At 42.1% G+C, this 1,460-nt stretch carries 1 protein-coding gene; it reads left to right on the top strand.

The window, feature by feature from the left end; all coding sequences use genetic code 11:
• The first annotated feature begins 68 nt into the window (after nucleotides 1–68).
• Complete coding sequence (gene lhgO / locus F8S12_RS34940) at nucleotides 69–1,283, top strand: L-2-hydroxyglutarate oxidase (protein ID WP_196520836.1); 1,215 nt, start codon at nucleotides 69–71, stop codon at nucleotides 1,281–1,283.
• Nucleotides 1,284–1,460 lie beyond the last annotated feature (177 nt).

The following is a 1,460-nucleotide window of genomic DNA, read 5'->3' as shown; positions in this document are numbered from 1 at the left end:
ATTCCCTACTCCCCACTCCCCACTCCCCAATTCAAAGATTTACTGTAATTTTAAGTGCGATAATACTAATGTATGATTTTGCGATTATAGGTGGGGGAATAGTTGGACTCTCTACAGCGTTGGCTTTAGGAAAACGCTATCCTAATGCGCGTATTTTAGTACTCGAAAAAGAGAGCCAATGGGCATTTCACCAAACCGGCAATAATAGCGGCGTGATTCATTCTGGTATTTACTATAAACCAGGAAGTTTCAAAGCTAAATTTTGTCGTGACGGTTCTCGATCTATGGTAGAATTTTGCCAACAGCATGGAATTGATCACGAAGTTTGCGGTAAGGTAATTGTTGCAACTGAAGAACAAGAACTGCCACGCTTAGAAAATCTCTACAAACGCGGCTTAGATAATGGCATAGAAGTCCAGAGAATTAGCCCCGAAGAAGTCAAAGAAATTGAACCTCACGTAAAATGTGTAGGTGGGCTTCGGGTATTTTCAACTGGTATTGTTAATTACAAGCAAGTTTGTTTGAAATACGCCCAGCTAATTCAAGAGCAGGGTGGAGATTTACACCTCAATACAAAAGTTCTGAAAATCTCCCCAAGTGGTAAAAATCAGGTACTAGAAACAAACAACAGTAGCTTTGAAACCCGCTTCGTGATTAATTGTACTGGATTACATAGCGATCGCACCGCCAAATTAGGTCAAGTTGAACCCCAAGCAAAAATTGTCCCATTCCGGGGAGAATACTACGAACTCACAAGAGAAAAACGCTATCTGGTCAAAACACTAATTTACCCAGTTCCCAATCCAGATTTTCCCTTCCTGGGTGTCCACTTTACCCGGATGATTGATGGTAGCGTCCATGCAGGGCCAAACGCGGTTCTATCGTTTAAACGCGAAGGTTACAAAAAAACCGACTTTGACCTGCGGGATTTTCTTGAAGTTGTCACCTATCCCGGTTTTTGGAAATTGGCAGCAAAACATGCTGATGAAGGCATCCAAGAAATCATTCGTTCCTTTAGTAAAGCAGCCTTCACCAGAAGTTTGCAAAAACTAATTCCCGAAGTTCAAGCAGAAGATTTAGTTCCCACCCATGCAGGAGTCCGCGCTCAAGCCTTAATGAACGATGGCAAGCTTGTAGACGACTTTTTGATTGTTTCGGGTCAAAACTCCATTCATGTTTGCAATGCTCCTTCTCCTGCTGCTACATCTTCTCTAGAAATCGGCAAAGCACTTGTAACCCAAATTCCCCAACTCTCGCATCTAGATAGTGTAGTAACTGCATAGATAGCATAGTTATTACTTCCGGGCTGCTAAATAAAAGGATGAATCTTGTATAGTGGGCATCTTTTCCAGCCTGGAAATACAAGAGACGGGTAAGATACCCATCCCACAAGAAAAAAGTGTAGTGCATCAATTAAGAACCGCTATAGAGTGATGCTACCTAATGGGTAATATCATGCC

Origin of the sequence: Nostoc sp. WHI (assembly GCF_015714725.1) — a bacterium.
Lineage (GTDB): Bacteria > Cyanobacteriota > Cyanobacteriia > Cyanobacteriales > Nostocaceae > Nostoc.
The sequence above is the reverse complement of the archived record's forward strand: the minus strand, read 5'-3'. Positions and strand labels throughout refer to the sequence as shown.